The sequence below is a fragment of the Bartonella bennetti genome, assembly GCF_045945445.1.
Taxonomy (GTDB): domain Bacteria; phylum Pseudomonadota; class Alphaproteobacteria; order Rhizobiales; family Rhizobiaceae; genus Bartonella.
In genome coordinates this window covers 1,182,480-1,197,602 of the sequence record NZ_CP174576.1, presented here as the reverse complement: position 1 = coordinate 1,197,602, position 15,123 = coordinate 1,182,480, and the positions used below count along the sequence as shown (strand labels likewise).

Here is a 15,123-nt window from a genome sequence, read left to right as displayed (position 1 = left end):
CATCAATATAAGCGAATTGAATAATACGATGGATTTGTTTCTTGAAAAATCAGTAGCAACAAATGTGGCAGAGTTTAGTGTTTCTGAAATAGCAGGAGCTTTAAAACGTATTGTTGAAGAAAAGTTTGGTTATGTACGAGTGCGTGGGGAGATATCAGGTTATCGCGGTGTACACGCTTCAGGACATGCCTATTTTGCTTTAAAAGACGATAAAGCTCGATTAGAAGCTGTTATTTGGCGAGGTGTAATAGAAAAGCTCCAATTTCCTCCTGAGGAAGGAATGGAAGTGGTTGCTGTAGGTAAGTTAACAACTTATCAGGGATCATCAAAATATCAAATTATTATTGACACTCTTGAGCCAACAGGGGTTGGCGCTTTGATGACTCTTTTAGAAAATCGTAAGAAAAAATTTGCAGATGAAGGCTTGTTTGATGATGCGAAGAAGAAAAAATTGCCTTATATGCCTCGAATTATAGGAGTCGTGACATCACCAACAGGAGCTGTTATCCGTGATATTATTCATCGTATATCAGATCGTTTTCCTTTACATATTTTAGTTTGGCCTGTACGAGTTCAGGGAGAGACCAGTGGTCAAGAAATTGCCGCTGCTATTGCCGGGTTTAATGCATTGCCTTTAGGAAAGGTTCTATCTAAACCTGATCTTATTATTGTGGCGCGTGGTGGGGGGAGTTTAGAAGATTTATGGGGATTTAATGATGAAGCAGTTGTCCGTGCCGTTAGTGCATCTGCTATTCCAATTATTTCTGCAGTTGGACATGAAACAGATTGGACACTCATTGATTATGTTGCAGATTGGCGAGCACCCACTCCTACAGGAGCAGCAGAAAGAGCTGTACCAGTTAAATTAGATCTTGAAACGCAATTAGCCTCACTTAATTTACGCTTTTTTGTGGGATCGGCGCGTTATTTTAGTTTTTATAAACAAAAATTATCTGCTGTTGTACGAGGTCTTCCTACTGTTGATCAGTTATTTGCTTCGCCGCGGCGTCACTTTGATGAAATTTCAAGCCGGTTGCAACGTGCTCTCTGTGTTAACTATGATAAAAAACGTTTTTGTTTTTATACACTTGTTATCCGGCTTTCCCCACGTTTATTGAATACTAAAAAAGCCCAACAAAATACAAAAGAGTATACAGTACGTCTTCATCACGCTTTTTTACGTAATGTTGAAAAACAACGTGTCCAAATAGAAATGGCATTTAGACTTTTAAAAAGTACATCTTATCAAAGTATTTTAGAGCGTGGTTTTGTTTTAGCTTTAGGGCAAAAAAATGAACCAATTAAACGATTAGTGCAGCTTCCTAGAACAGGAGAGATAAGCTTACGATTTTTTGATGGTGAAATTAATGTTTCAACCTGTAATTCCGTTTCTAAAAATTTGCCAAACTCTAAGCGATTAAAGCGGCAGAAAGATGGTCAAGGAACGCTTTTTTGATATGGTGAATGTTCATGCTTGATGAAGGTCTTCTTATGGGGGAGGATGGAAAAATTCGTTGTTCGTGGGCAGGGACTGATCCACTTTATTGCGCTTATCATGATGATATATGGGGCAAACCTGTTTTTGATGATCGTTGTTTGTTTGCACAAATATGTCTTGAAGGTTTTCAAGCAGGGCTTTCTTGGTTAACAGTTTTAAGAAAAATATCCAATTTTTATCATGCTTTTGATTATTTTGATTTTGAAAAGATTGCACAGTATGATGAAGAAAAAATAGAAATATTGATGCAAGATAAGGGTATTATTCGCCATCCAGGTAAGATTAGATCGGTTGTCAATAATGCTCTTAGAGCCCAGGAAATTATAGCAGAATGGAACAGTTTATCTCGTTATTTTTGGTCTTTTCAGTCACTACAGTCTGAAAGATATGAAAAGACAGATTTTCAGATATGGAAAACTAATTCTGTAACTCCTGCATCTATTCGTCTTTCTAAAGATTTAAAAAAGCGTGGTTGGACATTTGTGGGTCCTATTACTTGTTACGCTTTTATGCAGGCGGTAGGGATCGTTAATGATCATCTTGAAGGATGTTTTTGTCGATAAATTTGCAAAATATTTAAGCACTGTTGTAAAATTTTTATAACACGAAATAATATGGAGAAACTAATATTTGGCTGTTTATGCGGGGTGTATTAGATCTTAATGATAGATCTATTTTTTAATGAATAAAATGCATTGAGTTGTATGTTGTCTTGTGATTGTGTTAGTCTTGAAAAGTGATTAGAGGGGTTGGTATTCTGTATTTTTATAGAGTTTTGAAAACTTTAAATGCAAAGAGGGCTTGCTTTTTTTAGTTTGGTCTTTAAAAGTTAAATAGCTTTTAATCGGAATTTTCTGATGTGAATTCATTGATTTAAATTTAAGTAGCTAATCTATATAATAAAATTCTGGAAGGAAAGTCCATGAATGTGAAAAAGAGTGTATTTAAAGCGAGCTGTTTTTTTGTTTCTATTCTTATGTTTATGAACATTTTTTGGCAAAAAACACTAGCGAAAACACCTGTTGATACGTTCGTAATGGCGTGGAATCTTGATGCAATCAAGACGTTTGATCCAGCACAAATAAATGATGTTTATAGTCATGAAATTATTCTCAATATTTGCTCTAGTTTGGTTGATTCTTCTCCCGATAATGCAACTAAAATTATCCCTAGTTTAGCAAAGAGTTGGGATGTTTCTGGCGAGAATAATACAGTAATTACTTTTCATTTGCGCGATGATTTGAAGTTTGCTGATGGTCGATCTGCTAATGCTAGTGATCTTATTTGGAGTATGAAACGGATTGTTAAATTGGATATGGCAGGTGCAGCAGCATTTAAAGAGTATGGTATTACCGAAGAAACAGTTGATGCTGCTATTCAAGCGCTCGATGAAAAAACTGTTGTGATGAAATTTGATAAACCATATCCAGCAGAGCTCATTCTTAATAGTATTGCCACTAATCGTGTTGCTCTTTTACTGGATCGTGAAACAATTATAAAACACGAGAAGGGTGGTGATATGGGAAGCCAATATCTAACGACTCATTCTGCTTGTGTTGGACCCTATCAGTTAATAAAATGGCGTGCAGGGGAAGCAGTGTTGTTGGGTGCTAATCCTCATTATTGGGGAGAAAAACCGAAGCTCAAAAAAGTTCTGATTCGTCATGTTGCTGAGCCAAGTATACAACGTTTGTTACTAGAAAAAAAAGATATCGATGTAGCACGTGATTTGACAGTAGAGATTTTAGAAGATCTTGCAGAAAAAACAAATGTTAGGATTGAAAAAAAATTACAGCCAGGCATGTTTTATTGGGGATTTAATATGACACATCCTATTTTAGCCCACGAAAAAGTGCGTTTGGCTATGCGTTATCTTATCGATTATGAAGGGCTTGGCAAAACAGTGTTGAAGGGTATTGGTATTCCTCGTGCTAGTTTTATGCCTATTGGAAGTTTAGGTGCTTTAAATGAAAAAGAAGGATTGCCTTTTAAGCTTGATCTTAAGAAAGCTAAACAGCTTTTAACTGAAGCAGGGTATCCAAATGGATTTGAAATAAGTGTTCTTATAGGGGTTTCTAATTCTTTGCAGATTATTCAAGCCATTCAAGATAATGCAGCAAAGGTTGGTATCCGTCTTAAAATTAACCGTCTTGCAGGAACACAGCTTTTTTCAAAAGTTTCTGCACGTGCTTTTGAAACAGTTATACTAGGATGGAATAGCGAATCTCTAGATCCTCATACGACAGCTTCACGGATTGTTTATAACCCTGATAATCGGTTTGAAGCTAAAAATACAGCTTATCCTAGTTGGCAACATGGGTATTTTGATGAAGAGATGAATCAACAAGTTCAAGACGCTTTGTTTGAAAAAGATGAAGCAAAACGAGTACAAAGATATGTTGATTTACAAAACGAATTTATGCAAAAAGGGCCTTATGCTTTTCTATATCAGAAATATAATGTAGTAGCCATCTCTCCTGCTATTAAAAAATGGTTTTGGAATAGTGCGCCGCGCATTTTCTATCACGCAATTGAAAAGTAAATGCATATTGGATTATGTAAAATATAAAGAACAAGTAATTAGGGAAATGGAGTAAAATATATTTCTCTATACATAGAAAATAAGAATAAGGTGCTGTATTATAATTGAAAAGTCATCATTGAGGTTTATTTGAAAGGGTGAAGTAAAATACAAAATGGAAACAGAATGGCTCTATAAGAAAATATTTAAGAGAATTTATGTTTTATTAGGATCAATTGTTTTTTTTAGTGGATTAATGCCAATAGTGCTGCATGCATCACCTAAAAATACATTGACGATGGCGTGGAATATTGATTCGATTACCAGTTTTGATCCAGCACAATCTGTGGAAGTAGTAACGAGTGAATTATTAACTAATATTTGCAGCGCATTGGTACAGTATGATCCACATAACTTCACAGAAATTCAGCCTGCCATGGCCAAATCTTGGGATGTTTCAGATGATGGGAGAAAAATCATTTTTCATCTTCGTGATGATTTAAAATTTGATGATGGAAGATTAGCTACTGCAAAAGATCTTGCTTGGTCAATGCAACGGGTTGTTAAATTAGGATTGGGTTACGCTCAATCTTTAAAAGATTATGGATTTACTAAAGATAATGTTGAAACAAATATTCAAGCTCTCGATGATAAAACTTTACAAATGCAATTTGATAAACTTTATCCTCTGCGTCTTATATTGACTGTAATTGGGCAGTCTTATGCTTCTGCTTTGCTTGATCGGCAGAAACTTGAAATGCACGCTGTTAATGATGATATGGGAAATAAATACTTAGCTACTCATTCAGCTTGTGTTGGTCCCTATAAATTAGTGCGTTGGTCTCCTGGAGAGCGGGTTGTTTTGCAGGCAGCGCAACATTATTGGGGAGAAAAGCCAAAAATTGAGCGGATTTTAATATTTCATGTAGCTGACTCAACGAGTCAGAGATTTCTTTTGGAAAAGGGTGTTGTAGATATATCCCGTGATCTCTCTTCAGAGGATATATTGGATATTGAGAAACAAGAAGGGCCTCTGGCAATTCATCGTGTTTTGCGTCCACAGTCTGTTTATCTTTCATTGAATAATAAGAATGTAATTTTTGCCGATGAAAAAGTACGTTTGGCATTTCGTTATCTAGTCGATTATGATATTCTTGGTAAAACTGTTTTAAAAGGCATTGCTATCCCTCGTGCAAGTTATATGCCCTTGGGGGTGCCAGGCGCTTTAGATGAAAAAGAGGGTGTGCCATTTAAGTTGGATTTGAAAAAAGCAAAACAGTTAATTAATGAGGCGGGCCATGTAAATGGCTTTAAGGCTAATCTTTTAATTGGCAGTTTGTCCTATATGTCATCTGTTGCGCAGATTATTCAAGAAAATGCACATAAAATTGGCATTGAACTTACCATTGAAAAAATGTCACAAGCTCAATTATTAAGCCGCGTTCGCGGTGGAAATTATGATATTGCTATTATGAGTTGGAATACAGCTGATCCTGATGGACATGCATCTTCATGGAATCATGTTTTTAACCCTGATCCAACATTCACTAAACCGCATAATATGCATTTGGCTTGGCGGGTTGGATATTATGATGCAAAGGCAAATAAGATGGTGATGGATGCTTTATTCGAAGAAGATAAAAGTAAACGCTTTGAACAGTATCGGGAACTACAAAATTATATTTTAAATCACGGTCCTATGGCTTATTTATTCCAGACATATTATACTATTGGAATAGGACCTGCAGTGAAAAAATGGGTCTGGAATAGTTTCAGACTTTATTATAATAAAGCTGAAAAATATATGCAATCAAATGATGAATGAAGTCATATGTGATGTATGGTTAAAATTTGTTTGACTGTGTGGCGGGAAATATCACCAGACTTATGTCTCATAAGTGGGTAGGGAAATATTATGATAACTTCATCATTGTCAAAAACGGATATAGCGGTATTACCAAATCAGAAAAGTTTTTATATATGGATCTTTTTTTTAAAAATTTTTAAGCTTTTGATTTCGGTATTTATTACGTTAATTGGTTTAATAACAATTACTTTTTTTATTGGTCGCCTTCTTCCTTTAGATCCTGTTATTGCTATTCTTGGAGATAATATCAGTCAAGAAGCTTATGATAAAATGTTCTATCGCTTGGGCCTCGATAAGCCATTGATTATCCAATATTGGACCTATCTTCAAAATATTTTTTTGTTTGATTTTGGAGATTCTTTGATTTCAGGGCGTCCTATTTTAGCAGATATCATGCATGTATTTCCTCCAACGCTGGAATTAGCAACAGTTGCTATTATTATTGGTACAAGCTTTGGTATTCCATTGGGTATCATTGCAGCAATGTATCGTAATTCACCCACTGATTATTTTGTACGTCTTTTTACATTGTGTGTTTATTCAACGCCAACTTTTTGGCTTGGGTTGATGGCATTATTGGTATTTTACGCTAAGCTCAATTGGATTAGTGGTCCAGGACGTATTGATTTTATTTATGAATACTCTTTTGAAGTTAAGACGGGATTTTTTCTCTTGGATACTGCAATGCAAGGGCAATGGGAGGCTTTTGGCAACGTTTTTAGCCATATTATTATGCCTGCTTTAATTCTAGCTTTTGGTGCTATGGCTTATATTAGTCGTATGACTCGTGGATTTATGATTGAACAACTAAATCAAGAATATATTATTACTGCACGTGTTAAAGGATTATCATGGCGACAAACAGTCTGGAAGCATGCTTTCCGCAACGCTGCTGTTCAAATTATTACTGTTGTTGGACTTTCTTATGCTTTTTTATTAGAAGGTGCTGTGTTAACAGAAACTGTTTTTGCTTGGCCTGGATTTGGACGTTATTTAACTAATGCCCTTTTAGCAGGTGATATGAATGCGGTTGTAGCCTGTACATTGCTTATAGGGTGCTTCTTTATTGTTATTAATTTACTTTCTGATTTACTTTACAATATCTTCGATCCAAGGACACGTTAAATTATGGCAATATTGCACGAGAATAAATCACAATTAAAGCATTGGTTAAATGAGCCTGCTCCACAGTCAGTTATTCAGGCGAATATACAGAAATTTTATCATGCGGTAATCAGATTTTTTCATAATATTTCTGCTTTATTGGGTTTTGTTATTATTTTTTTTGTTATTTTGTGTGCGATTTTTGCACCTTGGATTGCTACTCATGATATTGTAAGCAATGATCTTGCTCATCGACTTCTTCCACCATCTACATCGCATTATTTTGGAACAGATGAGTTAGGACGTGATATTTTTAGTCGCTTAATTTTTGGTATGCGTATTACCCTTTATATTGTTTTTCTAACTACGATTATTGTGGCGCCTATAGGACTTATTGTAGGGACGACAGCTGGATATGTAGGAGGATGGGTTGATACAATTTTGATGCGTATTGTTGATATTTTTCTTTCTTTTCCAAGTTTGATTTTAGCACTTGCTTTTTCAGCTGCTTTAGGACCAGGTATTGAAAATGCTGCAATTGCGATTTCAATTGCAGCATGGCCACCAATTGCACGTTTAGCGCGTGCTGAAACTCTGACAATACGCTCATCTGATTACGTTTCTGCTGTTCGTCTACAAGGAGCATCTTCTTGTCGGATTATTCTATTCCATATTGCACCGATGTGTATTCCCTCGGTAATTGTACGATTAACATTGAATATGTCTGCGATTATTTTAACGGCTGCAGGTCTTGGTTTTTTAGGATTAGGCGCTCAGCCACCCAGTCCTGAATGGGGGGCTATGCTTTCAACTGGTCGTGAATTTATGATGACAAGTTGGTGGTTGGCAGCAGTTCCTGGTTGTGCAATATTGCTTACAAGTCTTGCTTTTAATCTTTTGGGCGATGGACTTCGTGATATATTGGATCCGCGCAATGGATAAAAAATTATTAGAGATAGAAGATTTACGCATTTCATTTCCTATAACAGGTGGCATTTCAGATGTTGTGCGTGGTATTAGCTTTTCTGCTGGGAAAGAAAAAATTGGAATTGTTGGAGAATCTGGATCCGGAAAATCAATCACTGGACGTGCGATTTTAAAACTAAATCCGAAGTCAGCAATCGTTAAAGCTAAAAAAATGCGTTTTGATGATATAGACTTATTATCTGCGAATGAATCTCAGATGCGTACTATTCGGGGAAAACGTATTGCAATGATTTTACAAGATCCAAAATATTCACTTAATCCGTTAATACGAATTGGGGATCAGATCATAGAAGCTTACCGTGTTCATTATCGTGTTTCAAAAATGGATGCATGGGAACAGACAATTTCTATGTTAGAATCTGTTCATATTCGTAATCCTGAACATGTTATGCGATTATTTCCTCATGAAATATCAGGTGGAATGGGACAGCGGGTTATGATTGCTATGATGCTTATTTCAAAGCCTGATTTAATTATTGCTGATGAGCCAACATCTGCACTTGATATCACAGTTAGATCTCAAGTTTTAATGGTATTGGATGAGCTTGTAACAAAATTTGGAATGGGACTTATTTTCATTAGTCATGATTTGAATATGATTGCTAATTTTTGTGATCGCGTTTTGGTAATGTATGCTGGTCGTATATTGGAAGAATTATCAGCATCTGATTTGTCTCGTGCATGCCATCCTTACACAAAAGCTTTGTTGGCAAGTTTGCCACGGCTTGATAATCCAGTTGATGTTTTAGCTGTTCCTGAGCGGGATCCTAGTTGGTTACATGGACCTACGATTGTTAATGGTGTTGAAAGAGGTTAGTATGACCAATTATGAAAATATTGTTGACGTTTCTGATTTATCTGTGACTTTTGGACGTAGTTATCGAGCAGCGCCGGTTGTAAAAAATGTCAATTTTTATATTAAACGTGGTGAAGCTTATGGTTTGATTGGTGAATCGGGGTGCGGTAAATCAACTATTTTAAATGCATTAGTTGGATTGGTTCCCTGTTCTAGTGGACGTTTCATTTTTGATGGAAAAGAAGTATCGCAGAAAAAAGATAAGGCTTTTCTACGTCGTATTCAAATGGTCTTTCAAGATCCTTATGCATCACTTCATCCAAGAAAAATGATTTATACTGCTCTTTCTGAAGCTCTTTCGATCCATAACATGGACAATAAAAAAGAACGGATAAATGATGTTTTGGATTCTGTTGGTTTAGGTTCTTCATTTTTTTATCGTTATCCACACGAGTTATCTGGAGGTCAACGTCAGCGTGTTGCTCTTGCTCGTGCTTTGATTATTGAACCAGCAGTTTTGTTACTTGATGAACCAACATCTGCATTGGATGTATCAGTGCAGGCTGAAATTTTAAATTTATTAAAATCATTACGAAAAGAAAAAGGCTTGACTTATTTAATGGTTTCTCATGATCTTGCTGTTATTGCACATATATGTGAACGTGCTGGGATTATGCACAAAGGTATGATTATTGAAGAGTTAAGCAACAACGATTTGCGTCGCTTACACTCAAAAAATGACTATACAAAAATGTTTTTTAAATCCAGTATTGAGGCTATTGTTCATAAAGAAGAGAGAACATTATAAGTATTATAAGGAGGCCAACTTTCTTTTTTAGATAGCTCTTTCTAAAGCTCGGTATTTAAAAAATATAGGGTAAGAAGTTAAAATTTTAATGATCAGGTTATGTTTTGTGTATACGATTACACATGGCTTCATTACAAATCTAAACAATCAATTCTGAACAACTAGTATTATTGTTGTGATGATACTGCTTTTAACAATTTTCTTATTAAAATTGAAAACAAAAAAATGAAAAATAATGATTTATTTTTCTATGATTATATTTTTGTCGTTATCTTTTCTCCAATATAATTACATTAAATCCTTGAGTGATTAAAGGATAGTATTGTTATAGAATTTTTCTTAGTAATTTTTTTTGAGAAGAATTTATATATTTCTTCTTGATTTTTATTCATTGATTATAAAAAGTTATTCATAATATTCAGTAGAATTAATAGAATTATATAATGAAAAATTTTCTAAAAAATGTCATAAAACAAACATCGGTAGCGGAGGAGGGATTCGAACCCCCGACACAAGGATTATGATTCCTCTGCTCTAACCTACTGAGCTACTCCGCCAAATAGATAAATCTTATAAGTTATTTTATCTTCGGCGGATACTAAAAGGTAGAATAGTGAGATGTCAAGCATCGTTTTTAAGCTTTTCTCTTGTTATTCTGTTTCATCCCGGATATGGAATGAGTGAAAGTATGAATTTTATATTATTGACAGAATAAGGCATAAGAAATGGCGCCACGTGTAGCGGTTTTAGGGTGCGGTGATTGGGGTAAAAATCATATACAGACCCTTCAAAATCTTGGAGTTTTAGCAGCGGTTTCTGATGCTGATTCCAATCGTGCTGCGCATTTTGCAAGTAGGTATGGTGTTGTAGCTATTACACCCGATAAGCTTTTTACTCATAAAGAGATTGATGCGCTTGTTTTAGCTTTACCCCCACAATTTCATACAGAAAATGCACTGCGGGCTCTTAAGAATGGTAAGGATGTTTTGGTTGAAAAACCAATTGCTTTGAATGTAGCTGATGCTGAACTTCAAGTTCAGATTGCTAATGAATATGGGCGGGTTTTTATGGTAGGTCATGTTTTGTGTTTTCACCCTGCCTTTGAAAAATTATGCGAGTTAATAGAGCAAGAAGAATTAGGGGATATTCGTTATATTTATTCTCATCGGTTAGGCTTCGGTAAATTTCATACACAAAGTAGTGCTTTATGGGACCTTGCTCCCCATGATCTTTCAATGATTTTAGCTTTAACAAAATGTGAACCTGTTCAGGTGCATGGAGAAGGATCTGCAGTAATTAACCAGCTTTCTGATTTTGCGCATGTTCATATGATATTTCCAAATGGTATACGCAGTCACCTTTTTACTTCACGTCTTAGTCCTTATTGTGAAAGGCGCTTAACAGTTGTTGGTACAAAGGCTATGCTTGTATTTGATGATATGGAACCGTGGAATCGCAAATTAGCATTTCACCGTTTTTCTGTTTGGCAGGAGAATAAAAAATGGATTTCTAAGGCTGATAAGATAAATTATATTGATATTTGTGAAGGTTTACCGCTTACCTACGAATTGCAGCATTTTCTAAATTGTATTGAGACACGCCAATCGCCTCGTACAAATGGAAAAGATGCTATCGCTATTTTGAAAGTTTTAACTGCAGCTAGTACCGATCATTATGGATAAAAAATAAAGTATACTTTCATATTGTTGTGATTATCAATGGAGTTAATATGCAATTCATTGACCTTGGAGCGCAGCATGCGCGCATCGAAGATAAAATTAATGCTGCAATTGCGCATGTTATAGCTAGTGGTCAGTATATTTTAGGACCGAAAGTAACAGAGTTTGAAGAGAAGTTAGCAGACTATCTTGGTGTTAAACATGTTATTGCTTGTGCTAATGGAACAGATGCATTGATGATGCCTCTTATGGCTAAAAATATTGGTCCAGGTGATGCTGTCTTTTGTCCTAGCTTTACTTTTTCTGCAACTGCAGAAGTTGCGGCTTTGGTGGGAGCAGAGCCTGTGTTTGTTGATGTAAAATCTGATACATTCAATATTGATGTTGATAAACTTTGTGAAGCAATCGAAATGGTTAAACAAGAGGGACGTCTTAAACCAAAGGCTATTATTGCTGTTGATTTATTTGGACTTCCTGCTGATTATGATCAAATTTCTCTAGTGGCTAAAAAGGAAAATCTTTTTGTTATTGAAGATACTGCTCAAGCGATAGGTGGTAAAAGTGGCAATGTTATGTGTGGGGCTTTTGGTGACGTTGCAGCAACTAGTTTTTATCCAGCAAAACCTTTAGGGTGTTATGGTGATGGGGGCGCTATGATGACCAATGATGATGATATGGCAGCCCTTTTACGTTCAATACTGTTTCATGGTAAAGGTAAAACGCAATATGACAATGTACGTATTGGTATAAATTCACGATTAGATACAATTCAAGCTGCAATTTTGTTAGAAAAGCTTGTTATTTTTGAAGATGAGATAGAAAAACGTGCAGCAATTGCACAACGTTATTCTGAGAATTTAAAAGATATTGTGGCAGTTCCAGAAGTGAAAGAAAATATTCGTTGTGTTTATGCACAATACACTATTAAGGTAAAAAATCGTGATCAGTTAAAAGCATATTTACAAAAAAATAGTGTTCCTACAATGATTTATTATAATACTCCATTACATTTACAACCAGCTTATAAAAATTTCTCCTATGTAAAAGATTCTCTTTCTATTTCTGAATATTTGGGAAGTTGTGTCTTAAGTTTACCTATGCATCCTTATTTATCTCAAAGTGATCAAGATAAAATTATTCAATGTATAAGAGATTTTTATAGTGCGTAAAATCTGTAGAAGAATCGCTCTATTTATATAATGTGATATATTATAAGGTCTTGATTAATTTAGCCTATATCGTTTTTCATATCTATTAATGATTTTATACATGCTTCCACTTATGAGGCTGATATCAAGCGGATTATGGAAGTGAGAGATATAGTACTATTTATAGAAAAAGAAACCGCAAATATCTATGCCAGTATGAAGAGAAACATAAACATCTTATTATTATTTCTAATATTTTGATAACATTGTATATTCTGAAGGGTTGCAAAAAAAATTTAAAACAAGAAAAAATTATAAAAGAAATACACTGTTTTGCAGATAAAACTTGAATAATAAGAGTTTATCATTTGCAAATTGGCTATTATTGATAGTGCGAGCTCATCATGACAAAGTTTTCATGGCATTTATATTAATCAATTATGTTAAGTCGTTGATCTTTCAGTCACCGGCTTATCAAGGATATCTTTTATTATTTAGCTATGATTTAATTTTCAGAGAGGGGAGCTTTGTCAGTATTAGCAACTTTTTTGCGAATATAAGATGCAAGATCGTTTTTGTTTTTAGAGTCTTTAGTTAATTTATTAATAGATGAGTTTTTACCTTCTTTCACGGCGATATGAGCCGCTAATGTGGCTGCTAATTCTTTTGTTTCTTTACATAATTCATGCAATAATTGATCTTTAGCAGCAGTATCAAGCTCATCGATTTGAATATTTTTTAGACGTTTTTTATAATCTGCTATTTTCTCGTGCATAGCTTTAATTTCCTTTATAAAAGTATTTTTTGCAAGAATATTGTTTTCTTTCTCTACTGTTTCTGTTTTAGTAGAGAGAAGGGGAGTACACTGCTCAGAAAAATATGAAGGGCAAAGCTGTTCTTGTTGGGGACTAAGTTGTATTTTTAGTTGAGCATATTTCTTTTGTAGAGAATCATATCTTTGTGTATGACGTGCTAACTCTACAGCATGCTGAGCACAAAGAAAGTTGTGATTTGCTTGTACTTCAATAAGTGATAACGGAATTTTTGCAGAAACAGACTGGTATGCAAAATGAAGAATTTTACGCCAAATGAGAGGGGAAATAAGAACTAACAACCAAGAAATGGTTGCAATTCCGAGAATGAAAAAAAGAATTGATTGGATAAACATAATGCCTCTTTTCAGTAACAGTTTTAAAATGGGTTCCATGTTGGCGCGCGTGTTAATTTTAAATATCCCATATTGATGCCAAGGCGTGCGCCAACGCCTGTGCGTATCGGAATTAACAGAGTATTGTTTCTTTTAAGAACATGAAAACCAACTCCTGCAATTAAATAGGCCGAACCCGAAATACCTCCATAGCGTCCCCATAAATTATTTATCTTATCAAGATCATATACTAAGATCATTAAGCGGGATCCTTGACCGCCAAAATCCCATCCTAAAGATGGACCTTGCCAAAAAATTTTACGTTGGCCATAATTTTTTGTGAAGATTTTTCCTTCACCATAAGTTAATCCAGCAAAAAAAGCTCCAGATGCTTCTTCTCCTAAAATATAAGCATTTGGATGTCCATATCGTGAAAAAATATTTTCAATTGCAGTGGCTATGCTCCCTGCTGTTTTACCAAAAAAATTATGACCGGAAGCAATAATTTCTTGCAATGAGAAATTTTGATCATTCTCTTCTATTGGTGGGAGTTGGGCATTCGCGATATTTGTTATTATGAATAAAAGGGATGTAAAGAATACAATATTCATATACCAACGTGATAAAGGAGAGTGTGTCATGGGATTTGTCTCTTTTAATTTTTATTAATTATACACAAGAGGATAGAATTATAATATTTATCCAGTAAATAGAAAATAAGGCATAAAGTTATTTAAATTCTTAAATTTATTTCTAAAAAGAAGATTTTAATGTGATTGTTAAATTTCTGTACACGCATTAGGTGTTAAAAGTCGCAGTTGAAAAAATTCAGAATTGAGGAGCTATAATAAATATGACGTTAGCTGTTTCTTTGAAGTCGACTGATCTGGCTGCTTTGCTTTGTAGTCGTATTTGTCACGATTTAATTTCTCCTATTGGTGCTATTCAAAATGCTATGGAACTTTATGATGAAGGAAATGCTGATGAAGATGTTTTGCAATTGGTGCGTCTATCTGTTGCAAATGCTTCTGCACGCTTACAATTTGCGCGGATGGCTTTTGGATCTATAGGAGGGACAGAGGGCAAAATAGATACGAGTTTTGCTGAACAGGTGTCTCAACAATATATGAAAGAAGAAAAAGCAGTTTTGAAGTGGCAAGCAGCTTCTTTTCTTCTACCAAAAGATGAAGTTAAACTTTTGTTAAATTTATTATTGATTGCAAATGCAACGGTTGCTCAAGGTGGTGAAATAGGTGTTGTAATTTTACAAAATACAGATCAACGTTTGTTTCGCTTCGAAATTCGTGGTAAAATATTACGTGTTCCTTCTCATTTTATTGAATTATATAACGGAACAATGCCGGAAGAGCTAATTGATGCACGTGTTGCTCAATTATATTATACGGTATTACTTGCTGAGATAACAGCTATGAAAATAAGCATACATGAAACCAGTGATTGCATTATTTTAGAAAGTATAAAGAAATTCTGAATAGAATAAAATTTTTCACTATACTAAAATTAAAATAAGACAGCTGAGATACTGCTTGATCAATGATAATTATAGG

13 protein-coding genes and 1 tRNA gene are annotated in these 15,123 nt (G+C 34.8%); 11 read left to right on the top strand and 3 right to left on the bottom strand.

From position 1 onward, the window contains the following. The first annotated feature begins 28 nt into the window (after positions 1–28). The 8 genes from xseA to ACJTDF_RS05295 all read left to right on the top strand — a co-directional run bounded on the left by xseA (position 29) and on the right by ACJTDF_RS05295 (position 9,581). A complete protein-coding gene (xseA, locus tag ACJTDF_RS05330; RefSeq protein WP_407965281.1) occupies positions 29–1,456 on the top strand; it encodes an exodeoxyribonuclease VII large subunit in 1,428 nt (475 codons plus the stop codon). A gap of 14 nt (positions 1,457–1,470) precedes the next feature. Continuing rightward, positions 1,471–2,061 carry a DNA-3-methyladenine glycosylase I gene (locus ACJTDF_RS05325; protein WP_407965280.1) on the top strand — a complete coding sequence of 197 codons (591 nt, stop codon included), beginning with the start codon at positions 1,471–1,473 and terminating at the stop codon, positions 2,059–2,061. A gap of 359 nt (positions 2,062–2,420) precedes the next feature. Further along, positions 2,421–4,040: an ABC transporter substrate-binding protein gene (locus tag ACJTDF_RS05320; RefSeq protein ID WP_407965279.1), complete on the top strand. Its 1,620-nt coding sequence runs from the start codon at positions 2,421–2,423 to the stop codon at positions 4,038–4,040. 154 nt (positions 4,041–4,194) lie between these two features. Further along, positions 4,195–5,844, top strand: coding sequence for an ABC transporter substrate-binding protein (locus ACJTDF_RS05315; RefSeq protein WP_407965278.1), 1,650 nt, complete (start codon positions 4,195–4,197; stop codon positions 5,842–5,844). A 90-nt stretch (positions 5,845–5,934) separates the two neighbouring features. Beyond that, positions 5,935–7,011 (top strand): ABC transporter permease, encoded by a 1,077-nt coding sequence (locus ACJTDF_RS05310; protein ID WP_407965277.1) that lies wholly within the window; start codon positions 5,935–5,937, stop codon positions 7,009–7,011. A 3-nt stretch (positions 7,012–7,014) separates the two neighbouring features. Beyond that, a complete protein-coding gene (locus ACJTDF_RS05305; protein WP_407965276.1) occupies positions 7,015–7,932 on the top strand; it encodes an ABC transporter permease in 918 nt (305 codons plus the stop codon). Beyond that, on the top strand, positions 7,925–8,794 hold the full coding sequence (locus tag ACJTDF_RS05300; protein ID WP_407965275.1) for an ABC transporter ATP-binding protein: 870 nt from the start codon (positions 7,925–7,927) through the stop codon (positions 8,792–8,794). Before ACJTDF_RS05305 ends, ACJTDF_RS05300 begins: the two co-directional genes overlap by 8 nt. 1 nt (position 8,795) lies before the next feature. Next, positions 8,796–9,581 (top strand): ABC transporter ATP-binding protein, encoded by a 786-nt coding sequence (locus ACJTDF_RS05295; RefSeq protein ID WP_407965274.1) that lies wholly within the window; start codon positions 8,796–8,798, stop codon positions 9,579–9,581. A 483-nt stretch (positions 9,582–10,064) separates the two neighbouring features. Here the strand turns inward: ACJTDF_RS05295 and ACJTDF_RS05290 are convergent. Beyond that, positions 10,065–10,138: transfer RNA gene (locus ACJTDF_RS05290), tRNA-Met, on the bottom strand. Between the two features lie 168 nt (positions 10,139–10,306). Between ACJTDF_RS05290 and ACJTDF_RS05285 the strand changes: the two genes are divergently transcribed. Continuing rightward, the gene (locus ACJTDF_RS05285; RefSeq protein ID WP_407965273.1) at positions 10,307–11,263 is read left to right on the top strand and encodes a Gfo/Idh/MocA family protein; all 957 of its coding nucleotides are present in this window, start codon (positions 10,307–10,309) and stop codon (positions 11,261–11,263) included. A gap of 47 nt (positions 11,264–11,310) precedes the next feature. Next, entirely contained in the window at positions 11,311–12,429 is a 1,119-nt protein-coding gene (locus ACJTDF_RS05280; protein WP_407965272.1) for a DegT/DnrJ/EryC1/StrS family aminotransferase, read from the top strand. A 484-nt stretch (positions 12,430–12,913) separates the two neighbouring features. Here the strand turns inward: ACJTDF_RS05280 and ACJTDF_RS05275 are convergent, their stop codons facing one another. Beyond that, entirely contained in the window at positions 12,914–13,576 is a 663-nt protein-coding gene (locus ACJTDF_RS05275; protein WP_407965271.1) for a hypothetical protein, read from the bottom strand. A 23-nt stretch (positions 13,577–13,599) separates the two neighbouring features. Further along, positions 13,600–14,196 (bottom strand): DUF1134 domain-containing protein, encoded by a 597-nt coding sequence (locus tag ACJTDF_RS05270; protein ID WP_407965270.1) that lies wholly within the window; start codon positions 14,194–14,196, stop codon positions 13,600–13,602. Between the two features lie 212 nt (positions 14,197–14,408). Here ACJTDF_RS05270 and chpT point away from each other — a divergent pair, with 212 nt between their 5' ends. Next, on the top strand, positions 14,409–15,047 hold the full coding sequence (gene chpT / locus ACJTDF_RS05265) for a histidine phosphotransferase ChpT (RefSeq protein ID WP_407965269.1): 639 nt from the start codon (positions 14,409–14,411) through the stop codon (positions 15,045–15,047). Positions 15,048–15,123 lie beyond the last annotated feature (76 nt).